Annotated in this window: 13 protein-coding genes; 7 read left to right on the top strand and 6 right to left on the bottom strand. The window is 74.7% G+C overall.

Annotated features, from left to right (window positions below):
* Window positions 1-294 precede the first annotated feature (294 nt).
* The 3 genes from F593_RS0100365 (at window position 295) to F593_RS0100380 (ending at window position 3,208) form a co-directional block, all read left to right on the top strand.
* On the top strand, window positions 295-1,539 hold the full coding sequence (locus F593_RS0100365; protein ID WP_022926781.1) for a hypothetical protein: 1,245 nt from the start codon (window positions 295-297) through the stop codon (window positions 1,537-1,539).
* 390 nt (window positions 1,540-1,929) lie between these two features.
* The gene (locus F593_RS0100375; protein ID WP_022926782.1) at window positions 1,930-2,424 is read left to right on the top strand and encodes a MaoC family dehydratase; all 495 of its coding nucleotides are present in this window, start codon (window positions 1,930-1,932) and stop codon (window positions 2,422-2,424) included.
* On the top strand, window positions 2,417-3,208 hold the full coding sequence (locus F593_RS0100380) for an enoyl-CoA hydratase/isomerase family protein (protein ID WP_022926783.1): 792 nt from the start codon (window positions 2,417-2,419) through the stop codon (window positions 3,206-3,208). Before F593_RS0100375 ends, F593_RS0100380 begins: the two co-directional genes overlap by 8 nt.
* Window positions 3,209-3,349: 141 nt before the next feature.
* Here F593_RS0100380 and F593_RS0100385 read toward each other — a convergent pair whose 3' ends face one another.
* On the bottom strand, window positions 3,350-4,051 hold the full coding sequence (locus tag F593_RS0100385) for a GntR family transcriptional regulator (RefSeq protein WP_022926784.1): 702 nt from the start codon (window positions 4,049-4,051) through the stop codon (window positions 3,350-3,352).
* 90 nt (window positions 4,052-4,141) lie between these two features.
* Between F593_RS0100385 and F593_RS0100390 the strand changes: the two genes are divergently transcribed.
* Window positions 4,142-4,528 carry a hypothetical protein gene (locus F593_RS0100390; protein ID WP_022926785.1) on the top strand — a complete coding sequence of 129 codons (387 nt, stop codon included), beginning with the start codon at window positions 4,142-4,144 and terminating at the stop codon, window positions 4,526-4,528.
* 52 nt (window positions 4,529-4,580) lie between these two features.
* On the opposite strand, the gene F593_RS0100395 is transcribed toward F593_RS0100390, so the two are convergent.
* The 4 genes from F593_RS0100395 to F593_RS0100410 all read right to left on the bottom strand — a co-directional run bounded on the left by F593_RS0100395 (window position 4,581) and on the right by F593_RS0100410 (window position 9,218).
* On the bottom strand, window positions 4,581-6,044 hold the full coding sequence (locus F593_RS0100395; RefSeq protein ID WP_022926786.1) for an NAD-dependent succinate-semialdehyde dehydrogenase: 1,464 nt from the start codon (window positions 6,042-6,044) through the stop codon (window positions 4,581-4,583).
* Window positions 6,045-6,243: 199 nt separating this feature from the next.
* On the bottom strand, window positions 6,244-6,978 hold the full coding sequence (locus F593_RS0100400; protein ID WP_022926787.1) for a GntR family transcriptional regulator: 735 nt from the start codon (window positions 6,976-6,978) through the stop codon (window positions 6,244-6,246).
* 126 nt (window positions 6,979-7,104) lie between these two features.
* Complete coding sequence (attM, locus tag F593_RS0100405; protein ID WP_022926788.1) at window positions 7,105-7,905, bottom strand: AttM family quorum-quenching N-acyl homoserine lactonase; 801 nt, start codon at window positions 7,903-7,905, stop codon at window positions 7,105-7,107.
* A 29-nt stretch (window positions 7,906-7,934) separates the two neighbouring features.
* Window positions 7,935-9,218 (bottom strand): hydroxyacid-oxoacid transhydrogenase, encoded by a 1,284-nt coding sequence (locus tag F593_RS0100410; protein ID WP_028721306.1) that lies wholly within the window; start codon window positions 9,216-9,218, stop codon window positions 7,935-7,937.
* Between the two features lie 128 nt (window positions 9,219-9,346).
* Here F593_RS0100410 and F593_RS0100415 point away from each other — a divergent pair, with 128 nt between their 5' ends.
* From F593_RS0100415 to F593_RS0100425, 3 genes are all read left to right on the top strand, one after another.
* The gene (locus F593_RS0100415; RefSeq protein ID WP_022926790.1) at window positions 9,347-10,945 is read left to right on the top strand and encodes an acetate--CoA ligase; all 1,599 of its coding nucleotides are present in this window, start codon (window positions 9,347-9,349) and stop codon (window positions 10,943-10,945) included.
* Between the two features lie 3 nt (window positions 10,946-10,948).
* The gene (locus tag F593_RS0100420; RefSeq protein ID WP_022926791.1) at window positions 10,949-12,385 is read left to right on the top strand and encodes an FAD-binding oxidoreductase; all 1,437 of its coding nucleotides are present in this window, start codon (window positions 10,949-10,951) and stop codon (window positions 12,383-12,385) included.
* Between the two features lie 178 nt (window positions 12,386-12,563).
* Window positions 12,564-13,127, top strand: a complete 564-nt coding sequence (locus F593_RS0100425) for a dihydrofolate reductase family protein (protein WP_022926792.1) — start codon at window positions 12,564-12,566, stop codon at window positions 13,125-13,127.
* Between the two features lie 9 nt (window positions 13,128-13,136).
* Here F593_RS0100425 and F593_RS21230 read toward each other — a convergent pair whose 3' ends face one another.
* Window positions 13,137-14,291 (bottom strand): PQQ-dependent sugar dehydrogenase, encoded by a 1,155-nt coding sequence (locus F593_RS21230; RefSeq protein ID WP_022926793.1) that lies wholly within the window; start codon window positions 14,289-14,291, stop codon window positions 13,137-13,139.
* Window positions 14,292-14,304 lie beyond the last annotated feature (13 nt).

Below are 14,304 nucleotides of genomic sequence, written 5' to 3' on the forward strand. Positions count from 1 at the left end.
GCCCCTTCGGGCTCCGGGGATTCGTGTGGAGCGCGCGCGGCACGCGAGCAGCCGGCGGGTTCGCGGCCTCTGGGCGGGAGGTACCCGTCCAGCCCTGTTCTCCCACATCGCGCCGCCCGAGGAAAGCCCGTCCCCGGCCACGACCCCCGGCCGTCGGGTCGCGGTCTGAAGGCCGGTGGACGCTCTTCCGACCCCTGCGGGTGGACGCAGGGGCGATGCGCCGCGGGACCCGGACGGCCGAACACCGGGGAGTCCGCGCGACCGTGGCGCCCCCGCCCGGCCCGGACCCCGCACATGCCTGCACCGCTCTCCCGCCCCTTCCGCACGGCCCTGGCCGTCTGCGGGCTCCTGCTGACGACCGCCGCGCCCGCCGCCGCCGACCACAAGCCCGGCGAGGGACTCCACGCCCGCCCCGGCCAGTTCCTGTTCTCGGCCAACGGCCACGGGCGCGCTCCGAACGCGCCCGTCACCGACCCCGTGATCTCCCGCGACGGACGCGCCGCGCGCTACGTCGCCTACGCCTCGCGGGCGACGGACATCGCCCCGGGCTCGGACGGCCACCGCAACGTCTTCCTCGTCAAGCGGGCCGACGGCTTCGGGTTCTTCGGCACCCCGTGGCGGATCGGGGGCGTGTCGCTCGCCTCGCGCGGCGTCGGCGGCCGCCCCGCGAACGGCAACTCCTGGGGTCCCGCGCTCGACGGCTCCACGAACAACGACACGCCCATCGCCCCGCGCTGCCTGGCGTTCGTCTCCGACGCCTCCAACCTCGTGCGCGGCGACGACAACGGCCACGCCGACGTCTTCGTGCGCACCCTCCGCGGGTCCCGCGCGGGACGGCTCACGCGCGTCCCGACCGACGGCCCCGCGACCTCCGTGGCGGTGTCGGGTCGCTGCGACCGCATCGCCTACGTCGCCGGCGGACGGCTCTTCGTCCGCGAGGGGCGTCGCACGACGCTCGTCCGCGGCGCCCGCGACCCGTTCCACGTCTCGATCTCCGAGAGCAAGAACCGGCGCTGGGCCGTGGTCTTCGAGCAGGCCGGCGCGATCCGGGTGTCGTGGAACGCCCGCCCGGCGCGCACCGTGATCGCCGGTGGCCAGCCCGCCCAGGACCAGTACGGCCGCTACGTCCTCTACCACCGCGGCGGCCGGATCTTCCAGTCCAACCTGCGCGGCGCGGCGAACGAACGCACGCCGATGCGGCAGAACGGCCTCCGCGTGAACCCGGCCGGCGAGGGCCACACGCCCGCCCTCACCGCCGGCGGGATGCACTCGTTCTTCGTCCGCGCCGGCGCCCTGTGGCGCAACGTGACGATGCTGAACGTCGGCCTCTGCCCCACCGGCGGCGAGCTCGGCGCCCCCTCGACGAGCTCGCGTGGCAACTACGTCGTCTACGCCTGCTCCGGCGGCCCGGTCTACATGACCTACCTCGGGCCGAAGTGCGTCAGCGCCGAGGACGAGGCGAACGGGAACAACCCGCAGAATCTCGTCGTCTGCGGCCCCAACATGACGGTCCCGGGCGCAGACATCGGCCCGGACTGAGGCGCGGCCGGGGTCGTGCCAGGACTCCGTCCCGGGCCGGCCGGCGCGTCCGGCCGCCGACTGGCCGGGTCCGTTGTCCGCGGCATGCCGGCACGACCCCGGTGACCGGTCGCCGCACGGGTTGAGGGCGTATGCACGTTCAGGTACGGTCGCGCCGAGGGTCCGGAGCCGGCGGCGCACACGTGCGCGTGCGGCCGCGTCGACGGTCCCTCCAGGGACGGACGGGGTGCCGCGCGCAGCGCCCGGATCGCCCTGCCGACCCGTCGCCGGGCTCCCCGGCGCTACCCCGAGGAGCCCGTCATGACGACGACCATCCCCACGGTCACCGGCGACACCGGTGCCGGCCGGACGACGACGGACGCCGCACCGGCGTCCGCGGAGGCCTGAGCGGTGACCGACGCGACCCCGGAGCCCGTCCGCCCCCGCTCCGTCGCCGACCTCCGGGCGCTGCGCGGCCGTGAGCTCGGCCCGACGGCGTGGCTCCGGGTGACCCAGGAGCAGATCGACGCGTTCGCCGGAGCGACGGACGACCACCAGTGGATCCACGTCGACCCGGAGCGCGCGGCGGAGAGTCCTCTCGGCACGACGATCGCCCACGGCCTGCTCACGCTCTCGCTCGGCCCGACCCTCGTCGCGCAGCTCATCGCGTTCGACGGCTTCGCCCACAGCCTCAACTACGGCTACGACAAGGTCCGCTTCCCGGCCCCCGTGCCGGTCGGCTCGCGGGTCCGCATGCGCGCCACGATCACGGCGGTCGACGAGGTGCCCGGCGGCTGCCAGGTCACCACGGCCCAGACGATCGAGCGCGAGGGCGGCGACAAGCCCGTCTGCGTGGCGGCGTCGATCGGGCGCTTCGTCGAGGCGGAGGGCGGCGCCGATGCCTGATCTGACGGCAGGGCCCGTCCGCTACGAGGTCCACGGCGACGTCGCCGAGATCGTGCTCGACCGGCCCCCGCTGAACCTCTACGGGGCCGCGCTGCAGGACGGGCTGGTCGCCGCCGTGGCGCGCGCCGCCGCCGACCGCCCGCGCGCGCTGCTCTTCCGGGCCGAGGGCGACGTCTTCACCGCCGGCGTCGACGTGCACGGGTTCGACGGCCAGGACGCCGCGAGCTACGCCGAGAACAACGGCGGCGGGCTCGCGCTGACGCAGGCGCTCGAGGACCTCCCCCTGCCGACGATCGCCGTCGTCCACGGGCTGTGCCTGACCGTCGGCCTCGAGCTCTCCCTCGCGTGCGACCTGCTGTGGGCCGCGGACGACGCGCGCTTCGGGCTCGTGGAGCGCCGCGTCGGCATCTCGCCCGGGATGGGCGGCACGCAGCGCATGGCGGAGCGCGCCGGGACCGCCCGGGCCCGCGAGTTCGTGATGACGGGGCGCCTCTACGGGGCCGAGGAGCTGCGGGAGTGGGGCGTCGTCAACCGCGTCGTGCCCCGGGAGCGCCTGCTCGAGGAGGCCCGGGCCGTCGCGGCGGACCTCGCCGCCGGACCCACGCTCGCGATGGCCGCCACGAAGGCCGTCGTCCGCGCGCAGGCCGACGAGGGGACCCGCGGCGCCGACGCCCGCATCGCGGAGCTGACGGCGCACCTGATCGAGACGGAGGACGCCCGCACGGCCGTCGCCGCGTTCCTGGAGAACGGGCCGCGCGCCGACGTCGCGTTCCGGGGCCGCTGAGCCCGGCCCCGGGCCGCCGCCTCCCGTCCCCTCGCGGCCCCCACCGGGGTCGTGCCGGCGTGCCGAGGCCGTCCGGCCCGGCCAGTCACCCCGCCGGACACGGCGGCGGGGCCCGGCCGGCGTCCTGGCGCGACCCCGGACTCACTCCTTTTCGAAGAACTCCGGGTGGTCGGCCTGGATCGATTCGAGCACGGAGAGCACCATCCGCAGGTGGTGGCGCAGTGCCACCTCGGCCTGATCCGGGTCGTGGGCCGCGATCGCGTCGAGGACCGTGCGGTGCTCGGCGATCATCTCGCCCATGTACTCCGGGACCGGCAGGCTGAGCCGACGGACCCGGACGAGGTGGCCGTCGGCGCGCTGGGCCAGGGACCAGGCGATGCCGTGGCCCGAGGCCTCGCAGAGCGCCGCGTGGAACGCGTCGTCCAAGACGAAGAAGCGGTCGAAGTCCCCGGCGGCGTGCGCGTCCTCCTGTGCCGCGACGATCTCCCGCAGCGCCAGCAGCTCGGCGTCGCCGACGCGCTCGGCGGCCAGGCGGATCGCGGCGCACTCCAGCGCCTCGCGGACGAACTGCGCGTCGGCGACCGCGCCGATGGAGATCTTCGAGACGAAGGTCCCCAGCTGCGGGACGATCTCGACGATGCGGTCGTCGCGTAGTCGGACGAGCGCCTCGCGCACCGGGGTGCGGCTGACGCCGAGGGCTTCGGCCAGCTCGTTCTCCGACAGCCGGCGTCCCGGCTCGAGCCGCCCGGCCACTAGCGCCTCGCGCAGCGCGTCGTACACCCGTTGGCGGGTCCCGCCGCGGGCGCGATCGGTCAGCGCGATCCTGAGGTCCGGCGGCGGCACGCTTGCATACTAGGTGCGCGACCGCGTCCGTGGGCGCGAGGCGGGCACCGGCCGGGCAGCGGCCCGCCCACCGCGGGATAGCCTGCCCGCGTGCTCGCGTCCGTAGCGGTCGCCGTCGTCCTGGCGTGCCTCGCCGTGTTCCAGATCGCCCTCGCCTGCGGTGCCCCGCTCGGCCGCTACGCGTTCGGCGGGCGGCACGAGCGCGAGCTGCCCCGGTCGCTGCGGGTGGCCTCGGCCGTGACGGTCCTGCTCTACGCCGCCCTGGCGGCCGTCGTGCTCGACCGGGGCGGGACCATCGATGTCCTGCCCGCGGGGACGTCCAGGATCGGGGCATGGGTCGCCGTCGCGATCTTCGCCCTCGGGGCGCTCCCGAACGCGGCGTCGCGCTCCCGCCACGAGCGCTACGTCATGACGCCCACGACGGTGGTCCTCGCCATCCTGAGCCTCGTCGTCGCCCTGGGGCCCGCCGGGGATTGAGCGGCCGGCGCCGGTGGCGCGGCACCTCGCCGCCGCCACCGGGATCCGTCCCTCAGTCCCGCGGGTCCGGCATCGCGACGTAGCGCGTCTGGAGGTACTCCTCGAAGCCCTCCGGGCCGCCCTCGCGGCCGAAGCCCGAGTCCTTCACGCCGCCGAACGGGGCGGCGGGGTTCGAGACCAGCCCCGTGTTCATCCCGAGCATGCCGGACTCGATGTCCCGCGACACGCGCAGGGTGCGGGCCATGTCGTTCGTGTACGCGTAGGCGACGAGGCCGTACTCCGTGTCGTTGGCCATCCGGATGGCCTCCTCCTCGGTCGAGAAGGTGACGATCGGGGCGACGGGCCCGAAGACCTCCTCGTGCATGATCCGCGCGTCCTGCGGGACGTTCGTCAGGACGGTGCCGGGGTAGTACCGGCCGTCGGCCTTGTCGTTGCCGCCGGCGGCGACGGTGGCGCCGCGGTCGACGGCGTCCTGCACGAGCTCGCGGACCTTCTCGACGGCGTTGTCGTCGATCATCGGCCCGAGGGTCGTGCCCTCCTGCGCGCCCGGCCCGAGGACGAGGCCGTCGGCGATCTCGACCATGCCCTTCGTGAACTCCTCGGCGACGGACTCGTGGACGAGGAAGCGGTTGGCCGAGGTGCAGGCCTGCCCGCCGTTGCGGAACTTCGCGATCTTCGCGCCCTCGAGCGCGGACGGCACGTCGGCGTCGTCGAAGACGATGAACGGCGCGTTGCCGCCCAGCTCCATCGACATGCGCAGGAGCGCCTTGCCGCCCTGCTCGGCGAGGTTGCGACCGACGGGCGTCGAGCCCGTGAAGGAGAGCTTCGCGGTGCGCGGGTGCTCGATGAGCTTGCTCGTCGTCTCGCGCGAGTTCGTCGTCGTGAGGACGGAGACGGCCTTGGGGTGCACCCCGGCCTCGAGCAGGATGCCGACGAGGGCGAGCATCGTCAGCGGCGTCTGCTGCGGCGGCTTGACGACGATGGAGCAGCCGGCGGCCAGCGCCGGGGCGATCTTGCGGGTGCCCATCGCGAGCGGGAAGTTCCACGGCGTGACGAACACGCACGGGCCGACCGGGTCCTTCTGCGTGAGGATGCGGCCGCCGTGGGTCTCGTGGAACGCGTGGCGTCCCTCGATGCGCGTCGCGCGCTCGGAGTACTCCAGGAGGAACCCGTTGGCGTAGCCGACCTCGGCCTTCGCGTCCGGGAGCGCCTTGCCCATCTCGAGCGACATCAGCAGCGCGATCTCGTCGGCGCGCTCGTTGATGAGCTCCCACGCGCGACGCAGCACGTTGCTGCGCTCGCGGGGCGGCGTGGCCTTCCACGCGAGGAAGCCCTCCCAGGCGCCCTCCATCGCGGCGTCGGCGTCGTCCGGGGTCGCGTCCGTGACCTCGATCAGCTCGGAGTCGTCGGCCTTGTTCGTGACGACGAAGGTCTCGCCACCCAGACGCGTCCACTCGCCGTCGATGTGGCTCTGCGCGGGGACGCGGAGGGGGAGGTCGGTGCTCTGGTCAGCCATGCTCATCCTCGTTCTCTCGGTGCGGGACGACGGCGGGCGCACGGCCGGCCGGGTCCCGCGGGTGGATCCATCCTGTCACGCACCACGCCGACCCCCGGGAGGACGCCGCGTCGCGCGATGCGCCCGGGCGGGCGACGACCTGCCGCCCCACGGAGCGTGGTCCGGCGGCCGGTACCCGGGGTGCGGGCGCACGATGCGATCACCCCGCCTCGGGCAGCGACGCCCACGCCAGCTCCGCCGGGGCGCCGCCGCCCTCCTGGGCCAGCAGCAGCGCCGCGGTGGCCAGCAGGTGGGCCCGCATCGCGTCGGCGGCGGCCGCGGCGTCCCGCGCCTCGATCGCCGCGACGATCGCCTCGTGCTCGCCCAGGATCGTGTCGAGCGTGCGGCTGCGGCCGGCGGTCGACGCGCCCAGGAACCGGACGAGGTCGCGCAACGCGGCGACGTGCTCGGCCAGTCGGCGGTTGCCGGCGGCGCGCAGCAGCACGTCGTGGAAGCGGCGATCGGCGGCCATGAACGCGCTCTCGTCGTCCTCGGCGGCGCGCGCCCCCATCGTCGTCAGGTGCTCGCGCAGCGCGGCGATCCCGGGCGCGTCGAGCAGCGCTGTGGCGCGGCGGGTCGCGGGCACCTCGAGCAGCAGGCGGAGCGTGAAGATCTCCTCGAGGTCGTGCAGCGGCGTCTCGAGCACACGCACGCCCCGGTTCTTCTCGAACGCGACGAGCCCCTGGCTCTCCAGGAGAAGCAGGCCCTCGCGCACGGGCGTCCGCGACGCCCCGAGCTGCTCCGCGAGCTGGGGGACGGAGATCCGCATGCCGGGCGTCAGGCGTCCCTCGGCGATCGCGTCGCGCACGCGCTCGGCGACCCGCGCGGTGAGGGTCTGCGGCGCGTCGGTCCCCGCGTCGAGCGGGGCGAAGGCGGGGGGAGCGGGGTCGTCCACGGAGGCCGATCCTACGGCGACGGGCTGCGACGCCCCCGCGCGGGACGGCCCCCGAAGGGCCCGTCGGGCGCGAGGGCGTCGCGGACGGGAAGGCCGGGCACGCGGCCCGACCGTCCCGGCGCGCGCTCAGTCGTAGTACTCCGGGGCGTGCTTGAACGTCGCCCACGCGTCCGGGTCGTGCCCCGTGACCACGGTGGCGTCCGTCCGGGCGGCGATCCGCTTGAGCTTCTGCACGGAGCGGACCGCGTCGACGACCGAGGCCACGAAGCCCGGGAGCGCCTGCTCGTTCCAGTGGTCCATCGTGTACGCCGCGTCGACGGTCAGCAGCATCGTCTTGCCGCTGGGCAGGTTGACCTCGAACGACTGGTGGCCCGGCGCGTGACCCGGCGAGCGCCACAGGCGCAGCGTGCCGTCGCCGAAGAGGTCGTAGCCGTCGTCCGTCTCGTCCAGCAGCACCCACGGGACGCCGGGCTTGACGTAGTCCGCCTTGATGTAGCCGCCGTCGGCGAACCAGTCCGGCGCGTGCGCGTACTCGTACTCTGTGCGGGTGCACAGCACCTGCGCGTTGGGGAACTCGTCGATGACGGAGAGCGCGCCCGTGTGGTCCAGGTGCAGGTGGCTCTGGACGACCCACTTGACGTCGGCAGGGTCGAAGCCCGCCTTCTTCAGGGCGGGGATCACGTGCTGGTCGTCGGCGACGACGGGCCAGTACACGTCGGAGATGCCGCCCCAGTAGCCCTTGGGGTCCTCGGCGGCGGCCTTCGCGTTGCCGCCGTCGATGACGACGTGGCCCTTCGGGTGGGTGATCAGGTACCAGGGGACGGGGATCTCGTACTCCTCCCCCAGCCCCTGGTTCATCTTGATGTTCTCGACGTGGCACTTGAGCGTGCCGCCGTCGAACATGTACAGGCGGATGTCGTCGGTCATGGTGCTTCCGGGTCCCGGCTGGTCGAGGGTCAGATCGCGCGCAGGGAGGCGCGGAGGATGTCGGCGAGGTCGTCGGCCGTGGGCGTCTTCGGGGCGATGACGAGCAGGCGCTGCTGCTTCAACGCGCCCTCGACGAGCTCCGGGATGTCGTCCTCGGTGTACCCGAGCTCCTCGATGCCCTTCGGCGCGTCGACGTCGCGCATCAGGTCACGCAGCACGTCGGGCAGCAGGTCGGGGGACGGGCCGCCGAGCTCGTCGAGCGTCTTGCCCGTGAGCAGGCAGGCGACCTCGTGGTGGCGGTCCGGCGCGGCGTCGTAGGTGAACCGGAACGCGGCCGGCGCCGTGACGATCACGGAGTGGCCGTGGGGGACGAACGCGTGGTCGTCGGGGTAGCCCGGCGGCTGGTAGACGTGCTTGAGGCCGGCGATGGGATACGCGCAGGCGTGCGGGATGTGGACGCCGGCGGAGCCGAAGCCGACGCCGGCCATCGTGGCGCCGAGCATCATGAACCCACGGGCCTCGGTGTCATCCGCGTCGGCGACGGCCCGGCGCAGGTACTTGCCGCCGAACTCGAGCGCCTTGGCCGACCACACGTCGGCGATCGGGTTGGCGCCCTGGTACGGCGGGCGGTCGTCCGGGGTCGCGGGCGCCTCGCGGGCGTCGTAGGGGCGCGAGATGTAGCTCTCCGCGGCGTGGCAGACGACGTCGAGCCCGGCGGAGGACGTGACCTCGGCCGGCAGCGTCTTCGTCAGCTCGGGGTCGACGATGCCCTGCGCGGGGCGCATGTAGCGGTGCGAGATGCCCGTCTTGACCTTGAGGTCCGGGATGTCGAGCACGGCGACCGTCGTGGCCTCCGCGCCGGTGCCCGAGGTCGTCGGGATCGCGAGGTGCGGAAGCAGCGGCGACGGCGGCTTCTTCCCCTTGCCGACGGGCGCGTTGACGTAGTCCAGGATCGGCGCGGGGTGGCTCGTGACGAGGCACGACACCTTCGCCGTGTCGATGGACGAGCCGCCGCCGACGGAGACGAAGCCGTCGACCTTCGCCTCGATCGCGAAGTCCGCGGCCTCCTGCAGCGAGTCGATCGTCGGCTCGACGCGGGAGCGGTCGTAGACGACGACCTCGATGCCCTCCGCCTCGATGGCGTCCTTCACGCGGTCGGGGATGCCGAGGGCCGCGACGCCCGGATCGGTGACGAGCAGCGCCCGCGTGACGCCGAGCCGCTTGAGCTCCCATCCCGCGTCCTTGATGGCGCCCGCACCGAACTTGATCGGGGTCGCCTCCATCGTGAAGATCGACTCGTGCTGCGTGCTCATCGGCACCTCTCCTGAACCGTGGGAAGCCTCCGGGAGCGGCGGACGCCGGCCCCTGGGCGGTACTCCTACCACGTAACATGTCACATGCGCAAGCCGCCCCGAGCGGGCTAGGATGCGCCCCGCACCCGATGAACTTCGCCCTGGACACCGTCGACGCCGCCGACCCCGCGGCCCGCGCCCTCGTGGCGCTGAGCCGTGAGGGCGAGCGCCGCACGTGGAGCTTCGGCGAGGTCGCCGACGGGGCCGCGCGCCTGGCCGGGGCACTCGCCGCGCGGGGCGTGGGCCGCGGCGACGTCGTGGCCACGCTGATCGGCAACCGCCCGGAGTGGGTGCTGAGCATGGTCGCCTGCTTCCGCCTGGGCGCCGTCGTGCTGCCCTGCACGGAGCAGCTGCGGCCGGCGGACCTGCGCGGGCGCCTGACGGCCGTGGGCACGCGACTCGTCGTGGCCGACGTCCGCAACCGCCCGGCCCTGACCGCGGCGCTCGAGGGCCTGGACGACGCCCCCGCCGTCGTGTGGATCCCGGACCCCGCGCTGCTGGACGCCCCACCCACCCCCGCCGTCGCGCTGGCCCCCACGGACCCGTGCCTGATCACGTTCACGTCGGGCACCTCCGGGGGCGCCAAGCCCGTCCTGCACGGCCAGCGCTACCTGGCGGGTCAGGCGCTGCAGGCGGAGCACTGGCTGGACGCGGGCCCCGGCGACCTCGTCTGGTGCACCGCCGCCAGCGGCTGGAGCAAGAGCGCTCGCAACGTCTTCATCGCCCCCTGGCTGCGCGGCGCCGCGGCGCTGCTGCACGACGCGCCCTTCGACCCCGACGAGCGGCTCGACGTCCTGGAGCGCGAGGCCGTCTCCGTCCTCTGCATGGCGCCCACGGAGTACCGCGTGATCGCCAAGCGCGCCGAGCTGCGGGCCTTCCCGGCGCTGCGCGGGCTCGTCGCGGCGGGCGAGGCCCTGAACCCCGAGGTCCTGCGGGCGTGGCAGGAGGCGACCGGCCTGGAGATCCGCGACGGCTACGGACAGACCGAGACGGGCCAGATCACGGGCGTGCCCGCGGGCGGCCGCGTCAAGCCCGGGTCCATGGGCCGCCCGCTGCCCGGCGTCCGCGCCTGGATCGACGGCGGCGAGCTCGTCGTCGACCCCGCGACGGTGCCGACGTTCTTCCTCGGCTACCTCGGCGAGACGTCCGGCGACACCCCGACCGCGACGGACGGGTCGGGGAGCGGCGCCCCGGCCGCGACGGACGCAACGGGGAGCGGCGACGCCCCGGCCGCGTCGCCCGTCGCCGCCGTCGACCGCGCGGCCGACCCTGCCCCCTGGCGCACTGGCGACCGCGTGCACGTCGACGACGACGGCTACCTCTTCTTCGAGGGCCGCACGGACGACGTGATCATCTCCGCCGGCTACCGGATCGGCCCGTTCGAGGTGGAGTCCGCGCTCGTCGCGCACCCCGCCGTCGCCGAGGCCGCGGCGGTCGCCGCTCCGGACGAGGAGCGCGGCTCCGTCGTCCGTGCCGTGGTCGTCCTGCGCGACGGCCACGAGCCGTCCGCCGCACTCGCGACCGCGTTGCAGGACCACGTCAAGGCGACGACGGCCCCGTACAAGTACCCCCGGATCGTCGACTTCGCCGACGACCTGCCGAAGACCACGAGCGGCAAGGTCCGCCGTGCGCTGCTGCGCGAGCAGCCCGTGGGCGGCGGTCCCGACCCCACCCCCCAGGAGGCCTGAGCCATGTCCGACGTCGACACGACCACCGCGACCCCGGACGACCGCGCCGCGGCCGCCGCCGCGCGGGACCTCGGCCGCATCGTCGGCGAGGCCCACGTCCAGGCCCCGGTCACGCAGTCCGAGCTGCTGCAGGACGCCACGGAGACCCGGGGGCTGCGCGGCAGCGCGCTCGCCGCCGTCCACCCGGGCAGCGCGGAGGAGACCGCGGCCGTCGTCCGCTGGGCCGCCGAGCAGGGCGTGCCCGTCGTGCCCCGCGGCGGCGGCACGGGCTACTCCGGCGGCGCGGTCCCCGGGATGGGTCCCGAGGGCGCCAACGCGCTCGTGCTCGCCACGGACCGCCTGACCGGCCCGGGCGAGATCGTCCCCGAGGCGTGGCGCGGCACGTTCCCGGCAGGGGTGACCACGCACGACCTGCAGCGGCGCTGCCTCGAGGCGGGGCTGTTCTTCGGCCCCAACCCCGGGTCGGCCGAGGCGTGCTTCATCGGCGGCAACGTGGCCACGAACGCCGGCGGGCCGCGCTCGTTCCGCCACGGCTCCGTCCGCGCGTGGGTGAGCGGGCTCGAGGCCGTCCTCGCCGACGGGCAGCTCGTGCGCCTGGGCGGCAACGCCCGCAAGAGCGTCGAGACCCTCGACCTCGTGGGCCTGCTGTGCGGGTCGGAGGGCACGCTGGGCGTCATCACCGAGGTCACGCTGCGCCTGCAGCCGGCCCCGGAGGCCGCGCTGCCGGTGCTCGCCGTCTACGCCGACCGCGAGGCGGGCCTGAACGCGCTGGCCTACGCCATGGCCTCGGGCGTCGTCCCGACCGCGCTCGAGTTCCTCGACGGCGGCGCCCTGCGGGCCGCGGCCGCGACCTTCCCCGGAGGGCTGCCCGACGGCGCCGCGTTCGCGGTCATGGCCGAGGCGCTGGGCACGGAGGAGATCGCCCGGATCGAGGCCGATGCCCTGGCCGAGGCGATCTCGGAGGACGCCCTGCGCGTCCTGCGCCCCACCACCCGCTCGGAGGTCGACGAGATCTGGCGCTGGCGCGACGGCGTCTCGCTGTCCGTCGTCGCGGCGCGGGGCGGCAAGCTCTCCGAGGACGTCGTCGTCCCGGCCGACCGCCTGGGCGACGCGCTGTCGGCGATCGACCGGCTCGGCGAGGAGCGCGGCGTCGAGGTCACCTCGTGGGGCCACGCCGGCGACGGGATCCTGCACGCCACCGTGATGGTCGACCGCGACGACCCCGAGGCCCTGCGGGCCGCGACGGACGCGGCGCACGGCATGCTCGACATCGCCTTCGACCTCGGCGGCGCGCTCTCGGGCGAGCACGGCATCGGCCTGGTCAAGCGCGACGCCACGACGCGCTTGGACCCGGGGGTGCTCGCGGCCCAGCAGGCCGTGAAGGACGCGCTGGACCCCAAGGGGATCATGAACCCGGGCCGCAAGCTGCCGCCGCGCTGAGCAGCCCCAAGGCGCTGCGGCGCTCTCGTACGGGCCGGCGGCGCGGTGGACGGGGTCCCGCCCGTCGCGGAGGATGCGGTGCGACGCGCGGACCGATCGATGAGTTCCCGTGCGTCCCGTCGTCCTTGCCCCGACGCGTCCACTGGCGGCGCCCCATCCCGGACCCCGAGACCCACCCATGCGCACCCTGATCGTCACCGCCTTCGTCTCCCTCGACGGCGTCATGGAGGCCCCCGGCGGCGAGCCGGGCTACCGCAACAGCGGCTGGACGTTCAAGGACGTCCCGTTCGACGAGGCCGCGTACGAGATCAAGGGCCGCGAGCAGGCGGAGACCACCGCGCTGCTGCTCGGCCGCGTCAGCTACGAGGCGTTCGCGCCCATCTGGCCGACCATGGACGAGTTCGCGGAGTACAACGCGATGCCCCGCTACGTCGTGTCACGCACGCTCGAGCAGGACGACGCGCGCTGGCCGGCCACGATCCTGCGGTCCGTCGACGACGTCGCGGCCCTGAAGGCGACCGACGGCGGCCCGATCGCCGTCCACGGCAGCGCCACGCTCGGCGCCTCCCTGGCCGACGCGGGCCTCGTCGACCGCTACCACCTGCTGGTCTTCCCGCTCCTCCTGGGCGCCGGCAAGCGCCTCTTCAGCACGGCGGACAAGGACACGACGAAGCTCCGCCTGGTCGAGCACGAGGCGTACCCCAACGGGATCCAGAAGCAGATCTTCGACGTCGTGCGTTGAGGGGCGACCTCAGCGCTTCACGGCCAACCGCAGGATGCGGTCGTCGCCCGAGCGCACGTCGCCGCGGCCGTCCCGGTTGGAGGTCGCGATCCAGAGGGAGCCGTCGGGCGCGGCGGTCGCGGCGCGGATGCGGCCGTAGCGGCCCTGCAGGAGCGCCTTCGGGCGGCCGGTCTTCGCGCCGCGCAGCGGGACGTCCCACAGGCGCTCGCCGCCGAGCGCCGCCACGTAGAGGTGGGTGCCGACGATCGCCACGCCGGAGGGCGACGCCTCGGACGTCGCCCACGTGACGAGCGGGTTCGTGAACTTCCCACCCTGGGTGTCGCCCCGACCTTCGACGGTCGGCCAGCCGTAGTTCTTGCCCTTCTCGACGAGGTTGACCTCGTCGCGGGTGCTCTGCCCGAACTCGCTGGCCCACAGGCGGCCCTTGGCGTCGAACGCGAGGCCCTGCACGTTGCGGTGCCCGAGGGAGAACACGCGGGAGCCCGGGAACGGGTTGTCCTTCGGCACCGAACCGCTCGGGTTCATCCGCAGGATCTTGCCGTTCTGGCTGTCCTGGTCCTGGGCCAGATCCGTGTTGCCGGCGTCGCCCACGCCCGCGTAGAGCTTGCCGTCGGGACCGAACGCGATGCGGCCGCCGTCGTGGATCGGGGCCTTCTCCAGGCCGGAGACGACGACGCGGGGCTTGCCGCGCAGGCGGAACCGCACGATCCGGTTGTCGCGCGCCGTCGTGAGGTACGCGTAGACCATGCGGTCCTTCGCGTAGGTCGGGGAGACCGCCAGGCCGAGCAGGCCGCTCTCGCCCTGCTCCACGACGCCCGGCACGCGCATCTCGGTGGTGACGCGCCGCGTCTTGGCGGCGACCCGCTTGATGACGCCGCCGCGCTCGGAGACGAGGGCGTCGCCCGAGGGCAGGAACGCGATGCTCCACGGGGTGTTCAGCCCCGTGGCGATCGTCCGCGGGCGGGCCGCGGCCTGCGCCGTGACCTCGCCCCCGCCGGACGCCGCCGCGGCGGTGCTCGTGCCGGGGTCGGCGGTCGTCGTGGCCGTGGTCGCGGCGGCCGTGTTCGTGGTGGGGGCCGCGGTGGAGGTCTCGGCGTCCGAGCCGCCACAGGCGGTCAGCACCGCCAGGCCGGCCGCCGCGAGCACGGGGGTCACGCTGCGCATGCCCCCAGGGTGA

This window comes from Patulibacter americanus DSM 16676 (assembly GCF_000420025.1).
Classification (GTDB): domain Bacteria; phylum Actinomycetota; class Thermoleophilia; order Solirubrobacterales; family Solirubrobacteraceae; genus Patulibacter; species Patulibacter americanus.

What these genes read in the sequence shown, in the direction of transcription:
- F593_RS0100365 (WP_022926781.1), top strand. Translation starts at nt 295, where the DNA reads ATGCCTGCACCGCTCTCCCGCCCCTTCCGCACGGCCCTGGCCGTCTGC.
- F593_RS0100380 (WP_022926783.1), top strand. Translation starts at nt 2,417, where the DNA reads ATGCCTGATCTGACGGCAGGGCCCGTCCGCTACGAGGTCCACGGCGAC.
- F593_RS0100395 (WP_022926786.1), bottom strand. Translation starts at nt 6,044, where the DNA reads ATGGCTGACCAGAGCACCGACCTCCCCCTCCGCGTCCCCGCGCAGAGC.
- attM (WP_022926788.1), bottom strand. Translation starts at nt 7,905, where the DNA reads ATGACCGACGACATCCGCCTGTACATGTTCGACGGCGGCACGCTCAAG.
- F593_RS0100410 (WP_028721306.1), bottom strand. Translation starts at nt 9,218, where the DNA reads ATGAGCACGCAGCACGAGTCGATCTTCACGATGGAGGCGACCCCGATC.
- F593_RS0100415 (WP_022926790.1), top strand. Translation starts at nt 9,347, where the DNA reads ATGAACTTCGCCCTGGACACCGTCGACGCCGCCGACCCCGCGGCCCGC.
- F593_RS0100420 (WP_022926791.1), top strand. Translation starts at nt 10,949, where the DNA reads ATGTCCGACGTCGACACGACCACCGCGACCCCGGACGACCGCGCCGCG.
- F593_RS0100425 (WP_022926792.1), top strand. Translation starts at nt 12,564, where the DNA reads ATGCGCACCCTGATCGTCACCGCCTTCGTCTCCCTCGACGGCGTCATG.
- F593_RS21230 (WP_022926793.1), bottom strand. Translation starts at nt 14,291, where the DNA reads ATGCGCAGCGTGACCCCCGTGCTCGCGGCGGCCGGCCTGGCGGTGCTG.